The following is a 24,219-nucleotide window of genomic DNA, read 5'->3' on the forward strand; positions in this document are numbered from 1 at the left end:
TCACTTTCCTCCTTTTATTACTTCAATTTCTTCTATTCCCAGTCCAGTTATTTCTCTACGCAACAATGCCTCTACCAAATCCAGCCGCATTACAACTGTTCTTTTCTTTATCCCATCTAGTAAAAATACACTCCTATTAATAATATTAGTTTCCTGAATCACTGGCTTTATTACTTCACTCTTATTCAGATTAAACTGGCTCCTGCTGTCTAAACAGTCCACTTTATGTAAAATGGGAAGATAATAAAAATCTACATCACTATTCTTCTGGTGATCCTGAAATATGATTTCTTTGTACTCCAGGTTTGGTTCAAATAATTTCACTACCTCAAACACCTTCTTGGAACACATAAAAAATGGAAACGTAAGAATATCTGGATAAAACAGATTGGGATCTGCTTTTACATTTAGTACCGTCCGAAAAGGTATTTCCTCTGCTGTTTCCACGTTTAATTTATCCACATCAATTTTTCCAAACCAATCTAATATTTGAGGTGTATGAGAAAAATCCTTATTCTGTTCTATCAAAAAATATTTCATCAAATTTCCCCCTCTGCTTGCCCGTTAGCTTCCCCGGCATCAAATAACACCTCATATGCTCCATATAATTCACCAAATATAACTTGAAAGGAATCTGTTTTTTCTAGTTCATCAAAACTTGTCAATTGAAATAATTCGGTTAAATGTAACCCCAAGAACACTAAAACCATTTTCATATAATCTGATGCCAGACGCATTTCAAAATTTCTCAATTCACCTTTTTCTACACGAATTACCTCCGAGGAAATGTTTCTTTCAAAAAATAAAATATCCTCATCATAATACTGCATAATAAATTTAGGTTTCCAAACCCCACATACTTCCTGCTTGTCCATATAAAAATTTGAATCGTAGATTTGTATGTAAACATCATAGCTTTTTGTTCTTATGCTGCTCCGTAAAAAGAAAACAGCAATTTTATCAATCTTGCCCTTTTCATCTTTCTTTTGCAAATCAATTCCCCAACGAAACACTTTATCAAAGGACTCCAGAAAACCCGTCATAACTTCATTCGCATGGAGTTCCTGATATTTACCTGCCTGCTCCATATTTTTCTTAAATCGCGGTTCCATTATGGGAATCCCTTTTTCCATAATTTCCTGTTCTCTATTCATCCATTCCATCAGGCCTTCTCCTGCAATTTAAGCCTTGCTCCTTTCATAATAACATCTTCATTTAAAACTAATCCTGTATTTCCTTGATAAAATGCTAATGCCGCATCTGCTGTCACTGTAATATCTTCCTGCATACTATGTATTTCAATAAATTTCTCCGCTTTAATACAAATTGATTCTGAGCTTGTAATGGTAATTCCAGATTCATCATCCAATACAATACTGCCTACAGCCGGATTGGTAATGGAAATACAGGACGGCGTAAACAGAATTTCTTTATTGGCTGAATTTTTAAAGGATTTATAACTCGGATCTGTTCTGGCAGGTGGGAAATCACTATCGGATGTCTCTGGTGCTGACCCTTGAGATACTTCTAAGTGAACCGCACTGATTGCATATGCATCCTGTTCCTTTTCTGTTGGAAAGTATATCCGAATTGTATCTCCTGACTCTGGCATACAATACCATCCTGTTCCGTCTGGTGAAGAATATACTGTAGAATAGGAAAACTCTTTCACACCGTGATCCGCATATTGCCTGTCCACCTCCAAATTAACCTGGATGGTATCTCTCTGGGCACTTTTCACAGTTCCTCCAAGAGATGCGCCAATTAACTTCATGTTATATTTAATTGGATGTTTGAAACCATTTCTTGTTGTTAACGTATAAGTATTCATTAATTCTTCCCCGTGAAATTTAGATTCAACATTTAGAATATATAGTGGTTTTCCTCCATTTAATTGAATGCAGTCACCTAATTCATATATCTCACGACTGTCAAAGGAATAATAGAATGCATCCTTTTTTGTTAAGCCATTGGTATCCGCTTTTACTTTTTTTTCATAATCATCGACTGCCTTTGTTATCTTATAATGATGCATATCGGACGGTTTTTCTTTTGCTGCCTGCCCCATATCTAGCCCAAAAAAATATTTTGCTCCTTTATTCGTAAATGCTGGGCGAATAAAGGTATTATTATTTGATGCCATTCGTATTGCAAAATCCCAGTCTGTTTCTTTATATTGCACAATTAAATGACCTATTGCATTGTTTCCATCTTCTAAAAACACACTCTGCGCCTGCACATCTGAATTCAGCTTTTCATTACTTTGTAAAACCTGTTTTACTGTCATGCCCGCGTTTTGAAATGTCCGAGTGCGTTTTTTCAAATCAAGGTTTCTGGAACCAGTAATTAAGGACAAGGTCAGTATTTTAACATCTGTAGTGTCAATCTCCATCTCTTCTACCATTCCAACAAAGATGCAGGTTTTACTTTTATTTTCATCTATCGCATATACTTCCAAATAATTTTCGCTCTCTGCCTGGGCAAAGCAAGAATCTTCATCCTCTTCTTGAATGATTCCAACAATTTCAGCTCTTCCATGTTTATTTAAACTTTTTTGAATGGTACATTTTAATACATTAGTAAAATGAATCCCACTGACTTTTATATTACAAGCTCTCATTTCATCGAACCTCCTTATCTAATTCCTTCGTGGTATCCACAATGGATTTTATCACTTCTATGGCGACCTCTTTCCAAAACGGCATATCCTGCAACATACAATTAAAAATGCCATGAAGCATTTTACCATCTAGAGGCATACAATACATAATATTATATAAAATGCCGTCAAATACATGATTCTGAAACTCAAACCATCCGGCAAATGTCCCACTAACCTCTTCTTTTTTCAATTCTCCAAAGGACATAGATGGATTCATATTCTTTAATATATTTTTCAAATTATCTCTGTACTCTATTACCATATCTTCCTGAAAAGGAATATCCACCAGGCTAAACGCAAAATTAATTCCACCAGCTTTATTGGTTTTAATAATTTGAGGTCTTTGCTCAGAAGGATATTTCAATTTCATAATTGACTCTGGCAAATCAACAAAACTTTCTGGTAATAAAACGCTTAATTTTTCATCAAAAAACAGGTTTCTTTGAAACATATATAATTCCTCATTTATGTATATCCCTGTTTCTAAATCACCTGTCGTTCCTATTTTGCTGGAATTTAATATTTTAATGACTGATTCATCTCCGTATTCCATCGTTTTCCTCCCTATCATTTCTATTTTTAATCCACTCATATCCTACTAGAACATACATCCTGCTTCTGACCAGACAATATAGAACAATCACTACAAGAACATCACCTATATATGGCCGGATAACTGTATCATGAACATATCTTGCAATTAGGACTTCTATCCCTAAAAGTCCCATAAAAGCAATCAAATATTTTTCTCTACTTCTTCTCAATTGACACCCCCATAATGTTTCTTTTCTCATTTTACCATTTAAATAGGTGCTGTCAATCATATCTAATGTTTTTATTAATTTTATCGTTATAAGTTTTTTAGAAATTAAAAAATGTTATTTTTTATACTTTTTTAACATTTTCTACATAATTTTATTTGAAATTTTTGGAATTCTATTGTATAATAATAGTACTTTTATGTGATGTTTTGGGAATCAATTGATTTATTACTTATTTTCCAATTTCATTATATAAAAAATCACACAATAAAGGAGTATAAAAAATGAAAACGAACGATGCAATTGTTTTATTTTCGGGGGGAATCGATTGTAGTCTTGCTGCATGCATATTATCAGAACAACAGTATAAAGTTCATTTAGTCCACTACATAAACGGAACAAGTATTTCCAATTCACTATACCAGATACGATATAACGAGTTAAAGTGTGTACTTGGTGATGATATGATTTCATTAACAGAATTAAAAATTCCTGGTTTGTTTAGAAAACTGTCATTATCCAACATCGAGCAGGACTTTAAAAAATATGAAAATAATATGATATGTCTTGGGTGCAGAATGGGGATGCATGTTGAGACAATTGTATATGCCTTGAAAAATAATATCCAGACGGTAGCTGACGGAAGTATTCATTATCAAAGCCACTTTCCAGAGCAAAGCAGTGCTGCACTTCATTTATTCAAACAACTGTATAAAAAATACGGAATTGATTTCATTAATCCTGTGCTGGATATTAAGGAAAAGGAAAACGTAAAGTACAGACTTTTAGATTATGGAATATCCATTCAATCCATGGAGGACACCTGTCTGTTTAGCAATACATTTTCAAAATCCTGTGATGAAAATATAAAAGCATTTATTGCAGAGCGTCTTGATTTTTGCTATGACTATATAGAAAGAAAATCAAAATTTGCTTATGCTTTTCCAAAAAATGAACGAATCAGTAACTTTTGACAGGAGGGTAAACGATGGATTCTATTTACAAAGTTGGGGGTATCATTCTGAACGCTCGTAAGCTGCTGGTTGTACGGAAAAGAACCGTTGATGACAGAGCTGAATTTATAATTCCAGGTGGAAAAAGTGAAGCTGGAGAAAATGATGAAGAAACCTTAAGAAGAGAATTGATGGAGGAACTAAATGTTGCATTAATAAACATGGATTCTTTTGGAACTTTCCACGACATTGCTGTTTTTGAAAATATTCCTATTACGGTATCAGTATATACCTGCGAAATCGATGGAACTATTTGTCCGATGAATGAGATCAAAGAATACATTTGGATTGATAGAGACTATGAAAAAAAGAATATTAAACTGGGAAGTATCCTATCAAAATATATAGTTCCAGAACTGATTCGTTCTGATTTGATGTAACTGATTTTAATGAATGACAGAAAGTGAGTGTTTTCCTATGGATCGTAAAAAAATTTTTGTATTTGACTTGGATGGCACGATTATTGAAAATAATCAACCATTGGACAATTCCATTAACGATGTACTAAAAAAACTAATTTGCTGTGGCCACCATATTATTTTTTCGACTGCACGTTCCATTCGCGGTGCAGCCCACGTTCTCCCTGAATGGTGCCAGCGACACACTATTATTTATTGTAATGGAGCTTTTGCTGAACAAAACAAAAAACTTATTTTTTCCACGCCAATTGCTTCTGATAGGATAGCAAATTTGTTGGAAATCGTAGATTTAACAGGAAATCCTTACTATGTAGAATTAGGACACTATTTTTATCATCCCGACAGCCAGCACCATTCTTTTTACAATAGCCTTCAGTTAGAAGGACCTGCTGACTACATACAGGATAAAAGTATTCTTTTTGAAAAACCAGTTTATAAAATTGTCATACTGGAAAACCAGAAGCAGACTAATTTCAGACAGCTCTTATCTCTGCACGCATTTCATAATTTAGAAATGTATTATCATTCAGACGGATCGATTGACATTGTTGCAGAAAATTGTACAAAGTGGACTGCTTTGTCCCATATTTTAGGATCGCATACTGCATATGATATTATAAGCTTCGGAAATGATATCAATGATATAGACCTGCTGAAGTATTCTACATTCGGCATAGCAGTCAATCCACAATGTGAACAGCTGAAGCAAATTGCAGACAAGGTACTGGATTTTCAAGGTTCCCATCATTTAATCAACACAATACTAGATTTTATTTAGTCCCGTATTCATTGACTCAAACAAAAACATAGGAGGCTATCATCGTGCACTTAACATTAATAGATATTTTTGGATATTCGGCATCAATACTGGTTGCAGTATCCTTTTTGATGAAATCCATTAAGAAACTGAGATTTGTAAATATTGTAGGCTCAACCTGCTTTGTCATTTATAGTATTGTAATCAAAGCCTGGCCTGTTGCTCTAATTAATATATTTATCGTTGGCATCAATATTTACTATCTCTGCCAAAAAGGTGAAAAATAACAGGTTATAAACAGAATATCACGTCATATACAAGCTTTACATAAAAGTGACTACACATATCAAAGATTATACTATTTTTAGATATGTTGTAGTCCTTATTTTTTAGTCTTTACTAATTATTTCTTGTTTTTATTCTTTGTTTTTATCCTTTATTAATACAATTATTGTTCATCATGACAACCACTAAAACTAATATTTTGTACTTTTACCCCAATTTATGCCATATAATTTATGCAAATGCTATACTATCTCTGCTATTACTTAATTTCCCATTTTGTAGGAACTATATTAATTTTAAAGGAGATAATGTTATGTATATTTATTTGGAATCTAATAATTCAATTAAACTGCCACAAGTGGTAGTCAAAGAACTTCAACTTCAAAAAGGAGATGTGCTGGAATGTTCTATAGTAAATGAAGCAATACAATTAAAACCTATATCAACCGAAAAAAATCATTTAAGAAACAGTAAAAATGATTTTTCTTTTTCCCCCCCTGCTAAAAATTAATTGCTTTGGACGTTTTAGAATGTATCAAAATCAAAACTTCATTTCTATTACTAATAAAAAGGCAGAGGAACTTCTGGCCTTTTTAGCTTGGGAAAATGGACCTGTAAAAAAAATAAAGGCTGCAGAAACACTCTGGCCCGACTCTTCCATTGAAAAGGCCCGCGACAGTCTTTATAAGGTATGCCGCTACCTGAGCAGCCTTCAAAAAAATGATATTTCTATTCCCTTTACTCAATATCGTGAGGAACTTTATCTGGATTTGTCCCAAGTGGAATGCGATTTTCTAATTTTCGAATCACTTTGTAAGGAAAATAATTGTATTGCACAATGGGAAGAGGCTGTGAAATTATATCATGGTCCGTTTTTATTTGATCACTATTATGAATGGACGGAACAAGCAGAGGCCTATTACGATATCCGTTACCTGGAGCTTATACAACGGCTTGCAGACTATTATCAGAAACAGGGTAATGCAAAGCTTGTTTCCTTCTACAAAAACAAGCTTCTTTAAGTTTTCCAATTGATTTCCAATAATCTTCCAATTCTTTTCCAATTCTATATGTTATAGTACTACATGTCAACCAGGGTGTGGCCACACAGGTATGATAATAAAAAACTAATAATTTTGGAGGAAAAAAATATGACAAGTTATACTTTAGATGTGAAACATAACGGAACTGATTACGGAAATTTTTGTATTTACCAAACTTATGATGGACAAGATGATGACATCCGTTCACTGGTATGGTTTAGCAAAGCAGCTCACCCAGGAACTCAGCTGCGCTTTGAATGGAATATTGACTATAGTTTTGTATGGAGTGAAAAAGGCGTACTGATTCCTGGTGTTATCTTTAATGCTTCTGAGGTGGAAGAAACTGACCCAAGTAATACAAATTTAAATACCATCGGTTTTACAAAGGACAAAGGTGCTTATCACTTTACTTCTACGGAGGACTCCACCAAATCTGGAAAGCTTGGAATTGCCTGTTCTGAATTGATACCTGCAAATAGTGTTTCCATTGGTATTGGAATGTCAGGAAATCCAGCATATGCCTGCGTAGCTGCTCCTAGCCTGAAATACACCTTTTCTCCTCATCCTACTTATTGGATTGCTTTTGGAAATTATGAGGAAGGTGCCGTTATTGATGTTAACTGCATGACTCAAAAGTATGCGATTAAATTCCCAGTGAATACTTTTGAGCGTTCCTTACAGCTTTGTCCAAACAACACATGGGGTTCTATGGATAATATGTAACCAAACAAACAAAAGAAACTAGAAAGGAAACTGTAACATGTCTTTTATTATACAAAGAATGGATTCTATGTGCGGAGCCTATGGGCTTGCTTATTGGAAATGGATGCATTTTGATGAACGTGAACCCGTTGATGGTGAATTAGAAGGGGATTATGCTTATGTAAAAGCCATCTATGCCATGATCCAGTTTGCAGGCAATGCTCCAAAAAAAGAGTTAGCACAGTACTCTAATCCCATTGATATGATGTACTGGGTAAAGGAGCAGACAATTGACCATCCCGTTTGCTTTTATACAGGAGGAAGTCCTGTTATAAACAATATAATGGATTTAATGAAAGTTCCAAATGCGCCACAAAAAAATTTGTATGATGAGTTAATTGAGCTTGGGCAAATTAAAACGTCTTCTATTACATTGGCTGAGAAGCAATATGCCATTATGATTTTCACAGTAGAAAGGCTGGCAAAACCAACAGAAGATAGCGAATTTCCACTATTTCACACTGCACTTACTGTCCGCAGAGATGGCCAATTGTATCTTATCAATTCATGGGATGGAAACGAACGATTAATTACAGAAGATCAGTTCAACGGAAAAGATTCTATCAGCTACCCAATGGATAAATTAATCAGCACCGGCGCAGGAATCATGCTGTTTTAATACATATTTTGCTGACAATCATTTTAATTAATAAGAAAGGAAACCTTAAAATGCCATTTATTCAACAACAAAACGACACAATGTGTGGGGCTTATGCTCTTGCTTATTGGAAATGGATGTGTTTCTCCAAACGAAATTTATCAGCACCACCACAAGATAATGACATAAATTATGTAAAGTCTATTTATGGTATTGTTAAATTTGGAGGCAATGCACCTGTTCCGTCTTTAGCAGAAGATGCAGATCCTATTAATATGATGTACTGGTATGAAAACATAATGCCAGATAGCTCTGTCTCCTTTTATACTGGAGACAATGAAACCATAAAAAAGTTGATAGGTTTAATCAGCGCAGTTGGCGCACCACAAAAAGTTTTATATGATGAATTAAATAATCTGGGGCAGATTATTTCATCTACTATTACTCTTATGAACGGTCAATATGCTATCATGCTCTATTCCCATACACCTAAAGCACAGCTGGCAGCTGCTAATGCAGGCGGGAATGCCCAGGCTGTTCCCGCAGATGCAAAGCCAGAAGTGAATATGGATCCGAGTCCAGCAATTGCTACGCCAGCTGCCACTACTTCGCCTTCCTTGCACTACATGCTTACTTATCGGTTAAACGGCACTTTTTATATTCTGAATTCATGGGATGGATACGAAAAACAAATTACTGAAGCTCAGTTCAATGGGACTGTACCTATTGATTATCCAAATGACATACTGAAAAGTATTCAAGCAGGAATTTTGTTAGGCTAACAAAAACATAACTATATACCTGTCTTTTACTCTCAAACTCCTTTTAGCTGTTGTTCCCTTGTAAAGTCTGGGGAACAACAGCCTTTATGATTTATCAGCAGTGTTTTCAAGCGTTCTATTTTACTTAAGATTTAGCCTTATTAATACCTTTAACACCCCCACTTATCTGCTTTTAAATACTGTCAGCCCCTTGCTCTGCAAACCCTTCCATCATCTTTTCCGAAGTGCCCTTAGCCACCTGTACCCCCTGGTATGTTGTAATCCCTGTAATAATTACGTCCATTAACAAAAAAATAAAAGTTTTTTAATTCCCAGCATTTTACTTGTTACATAATTGTTAAATATGTGTTACAATTCTTTTACAGAATAAATATTATCAAGGAGGAATTGAGTATGAAAACAATAAAAAGGAATCTTTCAATATTTGCACTTGTATTTATTATGGTAGCTACGTGTTCACCATCCACCCAGGCAGATGCAGCTACTAAATTTACCCGGGGGAAACTTTGTTATCAAGTAACAGGTTGTAATACGGTAACTGTTTCGGATGTTTGCAAGAAATATGAAACTACTAAAAATCTTACCGTTCCTTCTACTGTTACCTGTAATGGGAAGACCTATAAGGTAACAAAAATAAGTAATAATGCGTTTGCTGATTGTGATAACCTGAAAACGGTAAAATGTCCTTCTACACTTAGTAATCGGAATTATAACTGCATTAGAAATGTTTCTATAGTTTGTAATAGATAGATTGAGAGCTGTATTTGCTGTTTATTAAAAAATTTAGCTTTCTGGACTACGTTCATGATAAAATATAGTGGGGTAGGAGGTAGATAATTAGTTATCTACCTCCTACCCCACTGAAAAATTCTACACTAAAATACTCGGCAGTATACTTCACAATCATATTTGCTGCAATTTTTAAAAATAAAATAATACTTATGTTTTGGATTTAATCCTCTAAATTCATTATCATAATCTTCATCACTGGTATATATTGTAGTAACGGTTTTCCCTGCACTATCATCATAAAGTGTCACTTTTATACATGCTTCATCTGTATTACTCATACGAAGCTCAATATATGTACCTTTTGAATAAGTAAACGGCAAGTATTTAAAATTACTATACAATGTTTCACCAGCATCAAAATTCAACGTAAATTTGTTTGCTGAACTTTCATTCATGTCTTTTGTTGCAGTAGGCTTACTTGTTCTAGCACTTACAATTGTTGCATTAACCCCTACACAGCAAAACATCACCATTAACATACAAATAATTAACTTCTTTTTCATATTTACCTCCTAATTTAATATTTTTTGCCATTATATAACTATTATTAATTTATGTCAACACTAATATTCCTTAATAAATTCTTAATATTATATTTATTGACATTATTTTCAATTTGTTTTATTCTATTTTCATTAAATCACATTATAGGTCAAATTGACACAATTACAAGCAGTCATACTTCAAAAGTAATTAGCAAATTAGCAAAAAAATTAGCTGGTAGTTATGGGGCAATTACCGTTGCTTTATATAAACAACTTTTAAAAGACTACTCTGCAACATTAAAGACATACTTAAAAAAACTTAATTCAGCATCTCGTAATAGCAGCAAAATCACAGTATACACCAAATATAAACTAACAGATTATGGTTTATCTAGTGGTTATAAATGGGTCGCTCAAGGAAAACCTACCTTTAGTTTTTCATAAAGTTAAAATAGCATATAGAAAAGTCTTGATAAGATAATTTATCAAAAGTATTTCATTTATTTCACAACTCAGATATAATACCTTCATAAGACATTAAACAAAGGAAGGTTTACATATGAAGAAATATCTTACCAAGACTCCAGTAGTTGTTGTACTAGCTTTACTGAGCTGTTTTCTGTGGGGAAGTGCATTTCCTGCCGTTAAAATAGGATATAAACTCTTCAGCATTTCAAAAGCTTCTACTAATTCACAGCTTTTATTTGCTGGAATCCGTTTTACTCTGGCAGGAATATTCGTTATCCTAACTGGTTCCATTGTGAACAGAAAAATAATTATGCCTGTTGGAATTAAAACCTTTTACAAAATCTCTCTTTTGGCCTGTGTTCAGACATTTTTGCAATATACATTTTTCTATATTGGACTTGCCAATACAACTGGCAGCAAGGCCTCCATTATTGTGGCAATGAACGTCTTCTTTTCTGTTTTGATATCTGCATTACTTTTCCGTATGGAAAAACTAACAATTACAAAAGTTATGGGGTGTCTAATTGGTTTTATTGGAGTTTTTTTAGCCAATCTTGGAAATGGAGTTTTTTCATTTAATTTTCATGGAGATGGTTTTATTTTATTTTCAACAATAGCCTGCGCCTTTTCTTCTGTTATCATGAAACATTTATCTGCAAATAATAATCCCGTGCTTTTAAGTGGTTATCAGTTTATGACAGGTGGATTCTTGCTTATGATTACAGGCTACATAATGGGGGGCAGAATTATAATCCCATCTGCACCGGCACTATTTATTTTAATATATCTTGCATTTGTTTCTGCTGCCGCTTACACCATATGGAGTATATTATTAAAATACAATCCTATTTCAAAAGTATCCATTTTTGGATTCTCAAATCCAATGTTTGGATTTTTACTTTCAACTATTTTTTTACAGGAAAAACAAGACGTAGGCATTATAATTGTGCCTGCACTGTTTCTTGTATGCCTGGGAATTATAATCGTAAATAGTAAGATAGAATATAGGAACAGAAAAAACATCTCCTAATTATTTTTATTATAGGAGATGTTCCTTTACTCATTATCCTTCTATATCTATTTATGCTGCCTCAAATTGGCTATTATATAGTTCTGCATAAAAACCTTTTCTAGCAAGCAACTCGTCATGATTTCCACTTTCGATTATATCACCATCCTTCATTACCAGTATAAGGTCTGCATTTTTTATAGTTGACAGTCTGTGGGCGATTACAAATGAGGTTCTTCCCACCGTCAGCTGATCCATTGCCGCCTGCACTATACGTTCCGTACGTGTATCAACCGAACTGGTTGCTTCATCTAGTATAAGTAATGGTGCATTTTGTATCATCGCTCTTGCTATGGTAATAAGCTGTTTTTGTCCTTCTGAAAGACTTGCCTTATCATTTAGCATCGTATCATAGCCTTTTGGTAAAGTCTTAATAAAATGATGCAGCCCAACGGTCTTACATGCTTTTACTACTTCCTCTTCCGTAACTCCCTGCTTACTGTAAATTATATTATCACGAATCGTTCCCTCAAACAACCAGGTATCTTGTAATACCATACTAAACTGTGCGTGAACATTTTCTCTTGGCACCTGGTGAATTGGCATACCATCAATACAGATTTCTCCTGCATCCAGTTCATAAAATCTCATCAGCAGATTTACCATAGTTGTTTTTCCTGCTCCTGTTGGTCCAACAATTGCTATCTTCTGTCCTGCGCTTATTTTGGCTGAAAAATCACGAATAACTGGCTTATCTGGCGTATATCCAAATTTTACATTCTTAAATTCTACATTTCCCTTAACATCCACAAGTTTGTTGTGTTTCCCTGACTCATTCTCCATTTCCTCTTCGTCTAAAAATTCAAAAACACGTTCACTTGCCGCTGCTGTTCTTTGCAAGTTATTCATTGCCTGTGCAATTTGTGACAGCGGTTGCGTAAATAAACGGATGTACATCATAAATGCCACAATAACTCCAAACGTGATTTTTCCATCCATGGCAAGTGCTGCTCCAACAACACAGACTGCTAAATACCCCAGATTCCCAACAAAACTCATAAGTGGCATCATTAAACCAGACAAAAATTGTGATTTCCATGCACTGCTATATAAACTGGCATTACTTTTTTCAAAGATTTCTTTGGCTTCTCTGCTTCCATTATAAACCTTTACAACATTATGTCCTGTATAAACCTCTTCAATATGCCCATTGATATGACCTAATTCTATTTGCTGTTCCTTAAAATATTTCTGTGAGCTTTTCATGATAAACATCATTACTCCAAAACCAATTATGCTGGCACCTACAGCTGTCAATGCTAAAATCCAGCTATTGTAAAACATCATAATAAGAGAGCCTATCAGCATTGTAACAGATGTGATCAATGTCCCAACGCTTTGATTCAATGTCTGCCCAATTGTATCCACATCATTGGTTACCCGGCTTAATACATCTCCGATACTAGTTGAGTCAAAATATTTTAGCGGAAGCCGGTTCATTTTTACGGATATACTGGTGCGCATTTTCTTAGAAATAATCTGGGTTACGGTAGCCATAATCAAACTCTGCACATAATTTAAAAGCAGTGAGATGCCATAAAAGCTAGTCAATGTCCATGCAATTTTAGATACCGCATCCATATCAATACTACCAAGTACTGGCTTACCATTAATCATTGCTGGAAGAGCTTTCATAATTTCATTGGTTAAATCTTTTAATTTGTCTGGACCGATAATTTGTAATACCGTTCCTGCTGTTGCCGCAAGCAAGGAAATTACTATAACTGGTAAATACTTCTCACAATATTCTAATAGCTTTACCATGGTTGATTTAAAATTTTTCGGCTTTTCTACTGTTCCGCTCATAGGTCCTCTTCCCATTGGCCCACCCTGGGAATTTTGTTTCATTCTCTGCTCACTCATACTATTAATTCCTCCTCACTTAATTGTGACATTGCGATTTCTTTATAAACACCACAGGTCTTCAGCAACTCTTTATGAGTTCCTTTACCTACTACCCTTCCTTCATCAAGAACAATAATCTGATCCGCATCTATAATAGTACCAATTCGCTGTGCGACTATCAAACTGGTAACTCCAGCCGTTTCCTTTTTCAACATGGAACGAAGTACTCGATCTGTTTTATAATCCAATGCAGAAAAACTATCATCAAAAATATACAGTTCTGGTTTCCGGCAGACAGCACGAGCAATGGCAAGGCGCTGCTTCTGTCCTCCTGATATATTCGTTCCTCCCTGAGATATTTCAGATTCATATTGCATTACCATTTTCTCTACGAAATCACTTCCCTGTGCAATTTTAACTGCATACTTAATATCTTCCTGTAAAGGCTTATTCTTTCCGTTATCACCATAACTTACATTACTATTTACTGTTCCCCGAAATAACACTGCTTTCTGGGGAACATATCCAATCTTATTATGCAGAACTTCCTGTTTATACTCCTTAACGCTAATTCCATCTACTAAGACATCACCCTCTGTCACATCATAAAATCTCGGAATTAAGTTGATTAATGTACTTTTACCGCTGCCAGTGGAACCAATAAACGCGACTGTTTCCCCTTTTTTAGCAGAAAAACTGATATCCTCCAGAACATAATCGGAAGCCCCTGGATATTTGAAGCTGACATTTCGAAATTCAACCTGACCTTCTATTCCCTTTTTGCCCTCTTTGCTAGTTCCATCCATAATTGTTGGTTCTGTTTCTAGTACTTCATTGATTCGTCTTGCAGAGACAGCAGCTCTTGGCAACAAAACAAAAATCATTACCAACATCATAAATGACATAATTATCTGAATGGCATAGGAAGAAAATACAACCATGTCAGAAAATAGTGTCAAACGTTCCATGACATCTGCTTCATCTATAAGGTAAGCTCCAATCCAATAAATTGCCAAAGATAAGCCACTCATTAATGCCGTCATCATAGGCATCATGATAGCCATTCCACGATTTGTGTACAACTGGGTAGCAGTTAATTCTTCATTTGCATTTTCAAATTTTTCTTCTTGATACGGTTCTGCATTGTATGCTCTGACTACACGTAATCCCGTAAGATTCTCTCTTGTTACTCGGTTCAGATTATCTGTTAATTCCTGCATTTTTCTGAACTTAGGCATCACAAAAATCATAATCAGACCAATCACGATAACCATAATTCCTACTGTTACTCCTGTTGCTACAGACCACTCAAATCCTTTCCCTGCAATTTTTGTCATTGCCCACACTACCATGATAGGTGCTTTAATTAACATCTGTAATCCCATAGTAATTAACATCTGCACCTGGGTAATATCATTTGTAGAACGTGTTATTAGACTGTCCGTTGAAAACCGGTTCATTTCTTCCATTGAAAAAGAATCTACTTTTGAAAAAAGAAGGCTTCTAAGCCTCTGTGAAAAAGAAGCTGCTATTCTGGCTGCAAAAAAACCTACTACCACGGCCGATACAAGGCTGCCAAGGGCGCACAACATCATTTTTCCGCCTGCTAACCATATATCTGACATCTCACTTCCAGGCGTCTGTGTTAATTTTGTAATTTCAGACATATAATCTGGAAGTTTTAAATCCAGCCATACCTGAGTTATGATAAATATCAGACTGACAAATACTTGTATCCATTCTTTGGCTTTTAGACGTTTTAATAACTGAATCATATGATTCCTCCTTTAATTAATAATATTACATACTAACAGTGTTAGGTATTTGAGATATTATATGCAGCCACATCATATGACTGCATATTACATAAAATCTTCTGGACTTTTTTCAGATAGCTTTTTCATAATTCTTATAAAATTTACAGAATCCTCTTCTCCCAAATAATGAAGCAAATTAGTCGTCATGTTCATAATCATCTCATATTGCTTATCTGCCTGCACCCTGCCTTCGTCCGTCAAATCGATTAAAATTCTTCTGCGATCCTCAATATCAATTCTTCTGGAAATTAGTCCTTTTCTTTCCAAACTGTTAAGAGTAGCTGCTATTCTGGCTGATGTAATCCCCATTTCATTACTAATATCACTTGGAATCACATGACCATCGTGTTTTGAGATATAAAAGAGTACAAAACTTTCTCCATGCAATGATTCATTAATATGCTTCTGAGTATTTTGCCTACGCATCTGATACATGACTTCCATGTACTCTTGTGCTAATGCTTTATAATCCATTTTTCACCTTCTTGCAATAAAAATATTACCTAACACAGTTAACTATATACCCTGTTAGTTACTTTGTCAATACCTAACTAACATTTTTACTTATAAACACATTAAACTATTCAAGTATCAGGTCATTCCATTGGTTTTTCAACAGCCGTACACTCCAGCTCTTCCATACTTTTGTTTTCTTGATATGCCCAGTACACAGCGTTGATAATGATTCTTTGTATCTCGTCTATGTGATAAATCGGGTATTCTTCATGTCCTGGCTGAAAATAAAAAATTTTCCCATATCCACTATGAAAGGTAACACCACTTCGGAAAACTTCGCCTCCAGAAAACCATCCCAAAAAAATAATGTCATCGGGAGCTGGTATATCAAAATATTCCCCATACATTTCTTCTTTTGGCAAAGTGATACACTCTGGAATTCCCTTTGCAATTGGATGGATCTTGTTAATACACCACAGTCTTTCTTTATCTCCATGGCGCCATTTAAGGGTCATGGAAGTACCGAGCAAAGCCTTAAGAACTTTTGAAAAATGAGCAGAATGAAGACCAATGAACCCCATACCCCTCTGCACGTATTTTTGCACGCGCCTTGCATTTTCATCCGTTAGTTCTTCCTGCTTTATATGACTCCACCAAATCAACACATCCGTTTTTCTTAAAATGTCTTCCTCCAATCCCTGATTAGGCATGTCAAGAGTTCGACAAGTTATTTCCATATCTTCGTTTCTCTCCAGAAATGATTTAATGCATCCATGTATTCCCTGTGGATAGATCTCTTTTATCTTCTCATTTTCTCTTTCGTGGATAAATTCATTCCAAATGGTTACTCTAATCATTGCAGTTCCTCCATGTCCGAATCAGCCATTCAGCAGATTGCTTCATATAGGCCAAATAGTCAGAAGCATCAAAATGTTCTATTGTTAATGTTCCCTCGTATCCATCGGCTTTTAATTTTTTTAGAATAATCTCCATAGCGATACACCCGCTGCCAACAACAGCCGGGTATATTTTTTTGTTATCTGTTGTAACTTTATATATAGTACCCTTTAACGCTCTGTCCTTACAATGAACATGTACGATTTTCCCTTTTAAAATATCATATGCGTCCACCTCTGACTGTGCCGAATATATAAAATTACCAGTATCAAAAGTAATTTTTAAATTATTTAATACTTCCGTCATTCGCTTCATCTGTTCTGCTGTGGCGATAGGACTCTTATCATCATCAAAATCTTCTATTGTGGGAGTAATGCCCTTTTCACCTGCATAATCACACATTTTCGCCATCTCCAACACCATGCGCTTCTCTTCTGCCTCTCGCCCCTCAGGCAATCTGCTTTCGTAAAAGCCTGGTATAATCATAATGTTCTTACTGCCGAATGTAACTGCCTTATCAATCAGCTCAAATCCCTCTGCGCCATCCTGTTTTTTTCCAAAGTCATAAAAACCATAAATAGAAGAAACACTAAAACCTGACTCTTCTAGCAATCCAATCACGTTTCCCTCGTTCTTCAAATCATTTACATCAAACTCCAGCTGTGTGATTCCAAATGCTTTTGCTTGTCGCAAAACTTCTAATTCACTTAGCCCAGTCTGCAAGGCTGCTTCTTTAATGTGATGGTAAAATACTGCTAATTGCATATGTCCTCCCCTTGCTTATAAAGAAACTGATATTTTTTATTCGCCAAAATAATTAATTAGTTCCTCAACTAGTAAATCAACTTCTTCTTCGTAATTAATACTATATACTGTTCTATGAAATCTTTGTTGCAATATACTTTTTATATTCTTATATTCTTCTTCTGTAATTTTTTCTTTATTTCCATAAATACCCATCCAATTATTTTTTATTTTCATTGGAAAAACCACTAATGAGAGCACTTTACTATCTGCATAGGATTCAATGTATTTAATTGTTCTTTCAATATAATCAAAATCGTCATAGACATTTATGCATAATATGACTACTTCTGGCATGGTAGCAGAAAGAAAGCTATGCTGTTGAAACATACAATGAGATAAATTACCTGCATCATAAGGGATCGTTCCTGATTGTGATCCTACTAATATCAAATCCGTTTCCTTGCTGCATAGTCGATGAATACATTCATTTAAATATTGTACCACTTCATAATCATTTATTTTAACTGAAGACTGATAACCCATAGGAAATACATAATCCATACCATATAATAATGCCGTAGGTTCCGTCCCAATCTGCCCAATCTGATATCCTAAATCCAGCAGCTTTTTTCTAATCATCAGCTGCAATGTAAATTTACCTTGTTTAGAACTGGTCCCAAAAATCCCTACAACTGGCTTAGTATATCTATAGAGCTTTCCTTGTCTGTTAACAGGAACATTCCTCTTTTCAATCTTAGGATGATAATAATGACCCTTCTCTAATTCATACCTAGATAGGTCATCGCAGGAAAATACATTTATATTATTTTTCTTTACCATCATCATTATCTTATCTAAAAAACTATCAAATTTCATTCTTTCACTATAACGATCTAAGTGTCCTAATATGAGTGTATCAAATGAATCCCATTCTATCTTCTCTATATTCTTCACATACAAATCATCCTCACATTTTTCACCGCTGAGTAAATACTTTACACCTGCACCAATTTTTCCAGAATACTTAATATCATATACATCTATTACCTCAAAATTCAGCAGTTCCTGAAATCGGAGTAAACTATGTATCTCTTTTGAAAAAGGGAACACCACAGCTCTTTTCATGTCAAACAAATTTTGTATTGGTTCTTGCTTTCTAACTGTAATTACTTCAATTGCATTTTGATAAAGAACCTTTTGTATTTCATGAAATTCAGCACCTGGTTCTACTAAATGTGTTATCCTAGCTGTCACATGAGCACAGGCGAAGCTGCTTCCACCAAGTATCATATAGTCTGGTTTTGCCCAAGCAAGACGCTGCATTCCTGCCTTCCCCAATACATTTATAATGGTATCATCCACTACTTTATAATCGGATGCATTAACTATCCGATCATCTCCAGAAACTCCGATTACTTCTTCAAAAGCTGCTGGAAAAGAAATAGAACCGTCATTAGAGAATGCTGAAACAAGGATAATTTGACTGTCTCTTAACTTTTTACACACCTGCTGAAATTCTGTTATATTATCACAAACTGTACTTCCAAGACTCATATTTACAAGATTCACACCTAATGTTTCAACATACTTTAGTGCTTCAATAATTTCATTTACGTCAACACCATCTTCTATGCTTTTTACTTTAATATTAATGATTTGTGTACCTTCTTTTGCCTCTTTACTAATTATATTATAGATAGCTGTACCATGTCCATAGTTATCCTCAAAATCTTCATTCAAACATCCGTTTTGTATTGTCAGTCCATCCAATCTATGGTTTTGAAATGCTGGATGATTCCCCCTGACTCCCGTATCTATAATTGCTACCTTCCACATTATAATTCCTCCGTATTCAATCATTTTCCATATAAAATTCCGACTGCCTTTCAAACATACTCTGATAGAGCCCCTTTTTATCTATAAGTTCTTTGTGTGTTCCATCCTCCACAATCTGCCCCTCTTGAAACACCATAATTCTAGTAGAAAACTTATTACTGGCAAGTCTGTGAGAAATGAAAAAAGACATTTTATTTTTTGTAAGCTCATTAAAATTACAGTAAATCTCATATTCAGCGAGAGGATCCAACGCAGATGTTGGTTCATCTAACACAATAATTTTAGCATTTCGATATAATGTCCGTGCGATGGCAATTTTCTGCTTTTCGCCACCAGAAAAATCCGTACCAGACACATCGTATAATTTAGAAATAATTGTTTTTGTACCTTGTGGCAATGTTTCAATTTTAGTCTGCATGCCCACTTTTTCTAGTAATTGATTAATCCGGGTAGTGTCTACATTTTCACCAAACGCTATATTCTCTTCTACATCAAAAGCAAAAATTTTATGATCCTGAAACATAACACCAAATAACTTTAAATACTGATCATATTGAATTGTATTAATATTAATGCCATTCAATTCAATTACTCCCTCAGTTGGAGCATATAGACGAAGTAATAAATTAATAAATGTACTTTTTCCAGCTCCATTTTCTCCTACTATTAAAATCTTATCTTGTCCATTCATTGTACAGTTTATATTTCTCAACGCATATGTATCTGCACCGGGATATCGAAAAGAAACATCTTTAAATTCAATTGTTATTGATGATAGATTAGTATTGTTTATTTGATATTCCCCTTTCATTTTTTCTTCTGTGTTCATATAAGACAAAAAATGACCAATTGATAAACTATTAATCTTCATATCAATAAATGCCGACATAATTTCCAAAACTGATGTTTTAAACTGATTTACTGCATTAAAAAACATACTAAAATCTCCAATTGTCAAAACCTTAGCTATAATAGTCTTATATCCCAAAATGCTATAAATAATAAAATCTTGGATACCATTTGTAATACTGCCTAATTGCAGTGCCTTTTTTTGTAGATAAATAATTTTTTTTATATATGAAAAAGTTATGGCTGTTAACTTCGTATATTTATCATTTATCAGTTCTTTACAGTTATGAATTCGAACTTCTTTAACAAAACTAAAGTCGCTGCAAACCGTCTGCAAATACTCAATTTTCCGCATATAAGGAACAGATTCTACACTATTTGTATACTCTGCTTTTTTTGCACCTGAATTAATATATGTATTAATGACTATTACCAAAATAATCGGTAGTATAATATATATTCCAACTTGAATAATAATAAAAATAATTCCCATTATAATCAAAACATTGGACACCACTCGTTTTACACCTCTGATAATATCAATAAAATTAGAACCTGTAATTACTTTCTTAGCTAACTCTCGTTCTTCTAGAAATTTAGGATTAAGCAGCATCTCATAATCTATCAATAGTGTTTTCTGATTAAATAAACAATTGAGTTGAAACATTAGCTGCTGCCCTTTTACCTCCGTATAGGCATCTATTTTTTCATATAAAAATTTTATACCAATATTAAGGAACACCAAAAGTGAAATTATTTTCACATAATCTTCATAGGATTGACCATCCTGTAGCATGTCAAATAGTATTTTTGATAATATAATATACGGAAATGGAACTAACGCACTTAATACAACATTTATTACCATGACTATCATAAACTTTTTATTATACGTCAAAATAATTTGAAAAAAATCTTTTATATTTTTCACTTATTTTCCACCCATTTCTGTTGCACAAAATTTTTATAGGCACATTCTTCATATGGCGCAAAAAAATTATCATGCGTTTCTTTTGCACCTGCTTTGCAAAAATAACAATTTTTTGCTTTTATACACCCCTCACATTTTTCAACCTTATTCGATTCTCTCAGTCTTTTTAAAGCCTCTGAATGATTCCAATAATCCAATAAACTCTCAGCCTTTTCCTTGTAGTATAAATGAGAGCACGGCATAAAATCACCATCTATATCTGCAAACATTGCAATTCTTCCTGCCTGACAGCCATTAAATAAATCTCCTGCCCTATCTCCAATAAAATATGTTAAAATGGAATTACATCCTTCAATACGTATCTCTATTTCATTTCTATATTCTTTTATTAATTTTGCCAAATACTCATATTCATCTGTCTGCAAGTCGGCTTGAATGGAATCATTCACTATTTTATTCCGAATAATATTAATCCATTTTACCTGAAGACGTTTTGCTAATTGAACTAGTTCTGGAAAATCAAATACATTATCTTTTCTTGCAACCCAGTTAATTCCACATGGTATATGTAATTTATTAAATAGTTGCAGCGCATTAATAGAATATTGAAAACCGTCTCTTGATAATCCATTTACCTCTTCACAAGAGCCATTTAATGAGAAAGTAACAAAGACACCATCTGAGTTCAGTTCATTTGCATATTTCTCTGTCATATTGTATCCACTCAAAAAACAATATGCATTCATTCCATACTCCTGGCTTATCATTTTAACAATTTTTATAAAATCAGGATGTACGGCTGGTTCACCCCCATTTAGCATAATACTTTTAACACCTGCATTCTTTGCCTCATTCAGAATATTGGTTAATGTATTCATCTGAATATGTTTTGGATTTAGACTTTTATAACATTGAGGACACTTTAAAGGACAAACTGTAGTAATCTCTAATTGAAGTATTTTAGGAACTGGTAAATATCCATTCCGACTAAAAAAATGTATATCATTCATTATTCAATTCTTCCTTTCCTATAAATCTTTTCAAGGATAAAAACGCAAATCACCTAAATGGAAAGTGATTTGCGTTTTCTAATCTTCTATGTACCCTAATTAGCAAAATACATTAGTTGTACAAGATTCATTGTTGTATAAAGTTACAACTTTTTTAACTTTTCTTTTAGATGTTAATTTTTTCATACTAGTTACCTCCTTTATAATATTTATGTAATTGGAATAAAATTCCATATTACAATCTGCATACAACCCTTACTATTCATTTTCAATAGCTGAAAGTGCTTCACAAAAACCATGGAATGAAGTGATTTCATCAAAACTTAATATTTCTTCTGGTATTTCAATTCCTAATTTTTCTTCGATTTTTAATATCACTGAAATAAATTCTAATGAATCTTGTATATAATCTTTTAAGTCAAAATCATCGCTTCCTTCAAATAATTCAGATGGAATTATAATACCAACTTCATCTAATGCTTCCTTTACCAATTTATCCATTGCAACCCCCTATGTTTATTCGCTTTTTAAACTATTTGCTTAATTAGCCCTTTTTTATCGAATAATCTTATTAAATGATTAAAAGAATAAAAGTCAATTGGACATAAATTATTTTTCTCCTTATGTATTCGCTTACTTGGACACCAATCCATTAAGCAGATTGGAGAATAAAAACAACTATCACACTGGTTATTTTTATATCTGAATTCAGACAACCATAACTGATATTGATAAGAATTTATTTCTTTTTCGCTCATAATACAGCCAATTTTGGAGTCATGTAATCCATCTAAATCACAAGTACATTTGAATATTTCTCCTACACTGTTAAAGCAATATTGATTACATTTTCCTGCATAGCATACCTGTGCTCCCCGATTGAAGAAATTTTTATAAACTTCTATACCTAAATCAAATTGGCTTAATGTGTCATACCCAGTACCAAGATCGTTCATCTCAATCATACCTTCAGACATTTCTGCGACTCTATCTCCCCCCCAATCCATTACTGGTCTTAGGAGTATTTGAAATCTTTTATCATTTCCAAAAGCAGATTCTATATATGTAAAATAATCTCTTATGCTATTCATTATATTGCGAGAGCAATTTGTACGAATAATAACACTAAAAAATCTTGATTTCACATTTTCCTTTATGTCCTTTAGATTCCCTATAATCTTATCAAATGTGGGGCTTCCGTCTAACAAAGGTCTTTGTATATTATGTACTGAACCCATTCCGTCAATTGTGATTTGATATGTTAAAACTTTAAGAGCATATAACCTCTTAAACGTATTTAAATTTAACAAATATCCATTCGTCGTAATTTCCGCACTATATATTTTTTTATATTTACTACATATTTTAATAAACGCTTCTGAAAGTTTTTCAATGACCCCCATCTCCAATAGGGGTTCTCCTCCAAACCAAGAAACACTTAAACGTTCAAGCTTTTTCATTTTATGATCTACAAACGAAATAATCTTGTCCATTACATCTTCTTTCATTCTCCCATTGACAAACGACTCATAACAGTATTTACATTTAAAATTACACTTTTCTGTTGGTAAAATAATTAAATGCAACGTTTTTTGATGAATCGTATCCATATAAATCTCTTTCAATTTTATCTGCTCATCTTCCATAGCAGAAACTATATGACCTTTGTCTTCTAAAGTATGTATAAAAGATTTATCCAAATTATTTATTTTATAATTGTTAAATAACTCTGCAAAAGTATCAGCGTAATCCTTATCTATCTTACACAAACTGTCATATCCAGTATAGCTGTTAAATAATATTAACTGCCCCTGTTCATTTTTTAAACACATCGTAAATTTCGACTTTTTATATTCACTCTCTGACAATTTCACTCTCACACCCTTTATTTATTTTATCAAGCAATTTTTCCTTTATTTTTACACTTAATTGTAT

27 protein-coding genes are annotated in these 24,219 nt (G+C 33.8%); 11 read left to right on the forward strand and 16 right to left on the reverse strand.

Annotation, left to right across the window (positions count from 1 at the left end; translation table 11 throughout):
• The 5 genes from BM305_RS04510 to BM305_RS04530 are packed head-to-tail and all read right to left on the reverse strand — an operon-like array spanning window position 1 to window position 3,426.
• Window positions 1-540 carry a hypothetical protein gene (locus tag BM305_RS04510; protein WP_092559514.1) on the reverse strand — a complete coding sequence of 180 codons (540 nt, stop codon included), beginning with the start codon at window positions 538-540 and terminating at the stop codon, window positions 1-3.
• Complete coding sequence (locus BM305_RS04515; protein ID WP_092559515.1) at window positions 540-1,163, reverse strand: hypothetical protein; 624 nt, start codon at window positions 1,161-1,163, stop codon at window positions 540-542. The genes BM305_RS04510 and BM305_RS04515 overlap by 1 nt, the downstream gene beginning before the upstream one ends.
• Window positions 1,163-2,620 (reverse strand): hypothetical protein, encoded by a 1,458-nt coding sequence (locus tag BM305_RS04520; RefSeq protein ID WP_092559516.1) that lies wholly within the window; start codon window positions 2,618-2,620, stop codon window positions 1,163-1,165. The genes BM305_RS04515 and BM305_RS04520 overlap by 1 nt, the downstream gene beginning before the upstream one ends.
• Before the next feature lies 1 nt (window position 2,621).
• A complete protein-coding gene (locus BM305_RS04525; protein WP_092559517.1) occupies window positions 2,622-3,215 on the reverse strand; it encodes a hypothetical protein in 594 nt (197 codons plus the stop codon).
• Window positions 3,199-3,426 carry a hypothetical protein gene (locus tag BM305_RS04530; protein WP_092559518.1) on the reverse strand — a complete coding sequence of 76 codons (228 nt, stop codon included), beginning with the start codon at window positions 3,424-3,426 and terminating at the stop codon, window positions 3,199-3,201. Before BM305_RS04530 ends, BM305_RS04525 begins: the two co-directional genes overlap by 17 nt.
• A gap of 281 nt (window positions 3,427-3,707) precedes the next feature.
• Here BM305_RS04530 and BM305_RS04535 point away from each other — a divergent pair, with 281 nt between their 5' ends.
• The 10 genes from BM305_RS04535 to BM305_RS04580 all read left to right on the forward strand — a co-directional run bounded on the left by BM305_RS04535 (window position 3,708) and on the right by BM305_RS04580 (window position 9,832).
• Window positions 3,708-4,397 carry an adenine nucleotide alpha hydrolase family protein gene (locus BM305_RS04535; RefSeq protein WP_092559519.1) on the forward strand — a complete coding sequence of 230 codons (690 nt, stop codon included), beginning with the start codon at window positions 3,708-3,710 and terminating at the stop codon, window positions 4,395-4,397.
• 14 nt (window positions 4,398-4,411) lie between these two features.
• Window positions 4,412-4,816, forward strand: coding sequence for an NUDIX hydrolase (locus BM305_RS04540; protein WP_092559520.1), 405 nt, complete (start codon window positions 4,412-4,414; stop codon window positions 4,814-4,816).
• Between the two features lie 37 nt (window positions 4,817-4,853).
• Complete coding sequence (locus BM305_RS04545; protein WP_177214544.1) at window positions 4,854-5,633, forward strand: HAD-IIB family hydrolase; 780 nt, start codon at window positions 4,854-4,856, stop codon at window positions 5,631-5,633.
• 44 nt (window positions 5,634-5,677) lie between these two features.
• On the forward strand, window positions 5,678-5,899 hold the full coding sequence (locus BM305_RS04550; RefSeq protein ID WP_177214545.1) for a YgjV family protein: 222 nt from the start codon (window positions 5,678-5,680) through the stop codon (window positions 5,897-5,899).
• 311 nt (window positions 5,900-6,210) lie between these two features.
• Complete coding sequence (locus tag BM305_RS04555; protein ID WP_092559523.1) at window positions 6,211-6,408, forward strand: AbrB/MazE/SpoVT family DNA-binding domain-containing protein; 198 nt, start codon at window positions 6,211-6,213, stop codon at window positions 6,406-6,408.
• A 19-nt stretch (window positions 6,409-6,427) separates the two neighbouring features.
• On the forward strand, window positions 6,428-6,919 hold the full coding sequence (locus tag BM305_RS04560; RefSeq protein ID WP_092559524.1) for an AfsR/SARP family transcriptional regulator: 492 nt from the start codon (window positions 6,428-6,430) through the stop codon (window positions 6,917-6,919).
• A gap of 129 nt (window positions 6,920-7,048) precedes the next feature.
• Complete coding sequence (locus tag BM305_RS04565; RefSeq protein ID WP_092559525.1) at window positions 7,049-7,663, forward strand: hypothetical protein; 615 nt, start codon at window positions 7,049-7,051, stop codon at window positions 7,661-7,663.
• Window positions 7,664-7,700: 37 nt separating this feature from the next.
• Window positions 7,701-8,321, forward strand: a complete 621-nt coding sequence (locus tag BM305_RS04570; protein WP_092559526.1) for a hypothetical protein — start codon at window positions 7,701-7,703, stop codon at window positions 8,319-8,321.
• Between the two features lie 50 nt (window positions 8,322-8,371).
• Window positions 8,372-9,082 (forward strand): hypothetical protein, encoded by a 711-nt coding sequence (locus BM305_RS04575; RefSeq protein ID WP_092559527.1) that lies wholly within the window; start codon window positions 8,372-8,374, stop codon window positions 9,080-9,082.
• 393 nt (window positions 9,083-9,475) lie between these two features.
• A complete protein-coding gene (locus BM305_RS04580) occupies window positions 9,476-9,832 on the forward strand; it encodes a leucine-rich repeat domain-containing protein (RefSeq protein ID WP_092559528.1) in 357 nt (118 codons plus the stop codon).
• A gap of 125 nt (window positions 9,833-9,957) precedes the next feature.
• Here BM305_RS04580 and BM305_RS04585 read toward each other — a convergent pair whose 3' ends face one another.
• Entirely contained in the window at window positions 9,958-10,377 is a 420-nt protein-coding gene (locus BM305_RS04585) for a hypothetical protein (RefSeq protein ID WP_092559529.1), read from the reverse strand.
• A 541-nt stretch (window positions 10,378-10,918) separates the two neighbouring features.
• On the opposite strand from BM305_RS04585, the gene BM305_RS04590 reads away from it, so the two are divergent.
• Entirely contained in the window at window positions 10,919-11,857 is a 939-nt protein-coding gene (locus BM305_RS04590) for a DMT family transporter (protein WP_092559530.1), read from the forward strand.
• A gap of 51 nt (window positions 11,858-11,908) precedes the next feature.
• Here the strand turns inward: BM305_RS04590 and BM305_RS04595 are convergent, their stop codons facing one another.
• The 10 genes from BM305_RS04595 to BM305_RS04640 all read right to left on the reverse strand — a co-directional run bounded on the left by BM305_RS04595 (window position 11,909) and on the right by BM305_RS04640 (window position 24,164).
• Window positions 11,909-13,759, reverse strand: a complete 1,851-nt coding sequence (locus tag BM305_RS04595) for an ABC transporter ATP-binding protein (protein WP_092559531.1) — start codon at window positions 13,757-13,759, stop codon at window positions 11,909-11,911.
• On the reverse strand, window positions 13,756-15,516 hold the full coding sequence (locus BM305_RS04600; protein ID WP_092559532.1) for an ABC transporter ATP-binding protein: 1,761 nt from the start codon (window positions 15,514-15,516) through the stop codon (window positions 13,756-13,758). The genes BM305_RS04595 and BM305_RS04600 overlap by 4 nt, the downstream gene beginning before the upstream one ends.
• Window positions 15,517-15,603: 87 nt before the next feature.
• Window positions 15,604-16,032 carry a MarR family winged helix-turn-helix transcriptional regulator gene (locus BM305_RS04605; protein ID WP_092559533.1) on the reverse strand — a complete coding sequence of 143 codons (429 nt, stop codon included), beginning with the start codon at window positions 16,030-16,032 and terminating at the stop codon, window positions 15,604-15,606.
• 122 nt (window positions 16,033-16,154) lie between these two features.
• Entirely contained in the window at window positions 16,155-16,871 is a 717-nt protein-coding gene (locus tag BM305_RS04610) for a ThuA domain-containing protein (RefSeq protein ID WP_092559534.1), read from the reverse strand.
• On the reverse strand, window positions 16,864-17,676 hold the full coding sequence (locus BM305_RS04615) for a sugar phosphate isomerase/epimerase family protein (protein ID WP_092559535.1): 813 nt from the start codon (window positions 17,674-17,676) through the stop codon (window positions 16,864-16,866). The genes BM305_RS04610 and BM305_RS04615 overlap by 8 nt, the downstream gene beginning before the upstream one ends.
• Window positions 17,677-17,712: 36 nt before the next feature.
• Window positions 17,713-19,494 carry a S8 family peptidase gene (locus tag BM305_RS04620; RefSeq protein ID WP_177214546.1) on the reverse strand — a complete coding sequence of 594 codons (1,782 nt, stop codon included), beginning with the start codon at window positions 19,492-19,494 and terminating at the stop codon, window positions 17,713-17,715.
• 16 nt (window positions 19,495-19,510) lie between these two features.
• Window positions 19,511-21,274: an ABC transporter ATP-binding protein gene (locus BM305_RS04625; RefSeq protein ID WP_092559537.1), complete on the reverse strand. Its 1,764-nt coding sequence runs from the start codon at window positions 21,272-21,274 to the stop codon at window positions 19,511-19,513.
• Window positions 21,271-22,284 carry a radical SAM protein gene (locus BM305_RS04630; protein ID WP_092559538.1) on the reverse strand — a complete coding sequence of 338 codons (1,014 nt, stop codon included), beginning with the start codon at window positions 22,282-22,284 and terminating at the stop codon, window positions 21,271-21,273. Before BM305_RS04630 ends, BM305_RS04625 begins: the two co-directional genes overlap by 4 nt.
• Before the next feature lie 258 nt (window positions 22,285-22,542).
• Window positions 22,543-22,785 (reverse strand): phosphopantetheine-binding protein, encoded by a 243-nt coding sequence (locus tag BM305_RS04635; protein WP_092559539.1) that lies wholly within the window; start codon window positions 22,783-22,785, stop codon window positions 22,543-22,545.
• A gap of 26 nt (window positions 22,786-22,811) precedes the next feature.
• The gene (locus tag BM305_RS04640; protein WP_207649457.1) at window positions 22,812-24,164 is read right to left on the reverse strand and encodes a radical SAM protein; all 1,353 of its coding nucleotides are present in this window, start codon (window positions 24,162-24,164) and stop codon (window positions 22,812-22,814) included.
• Window positions 24,165-24,219 lie beyond the last annotated feature (55 nt).

The organism is Anaeromicropila populeti (genome assembly GCF_900112775.1).
GTDB lineage: Bacteria > Bacillota > Clostridia > Lachnospirales > Lachnospiraceae > Anaeromicropila_A > Anaeromicropila_A populeti.